The following is a 236-nucleotide window of genomic DNA, read 5'->3' as shown; positions in this document are numbered from 1 at the left end:
ACATAATTTGAAATTCAATATCCTTTTCAAAATATTTTTGTAACTCTGTCTTTATATAATTCTCTACTTCTATATTATTTTGTTCTATTTTTAGTAAGACCTTTCCTTTTTCCTCTTGAACAGCTTGATAATTTAAAACTACATCATGATTCAATGCTAAATTTTTAAATACATAATAAAATGTTAAACTTGGATAAGAATTTTTATATCCAACAACATTTTTACCAACTCTCCCT

1 pseudogene is annotated in these 236 nt (G+C 23.3%); it reads right to left on the bottom strand.

The annotated features are described in order from the left end of the window. A pseudogene (locus OU788_RS12830) lies at positions 1–236 on the bottom strand (phenylacetate--CoA ligase family protein); the annotation flags it as partial.

The organism is Tenacibaculum sp. L6 (assembly GCF_028823685.1).
Taxonomy (GTDB): Bacteria; Bacteroidota; Bacteroidia; order Flavobacteriales; family Flavobacteriaceae; genus Polaribacter.
This window is presented reverse-complemented; position numbering and strand designations above follow the sequence as displayed.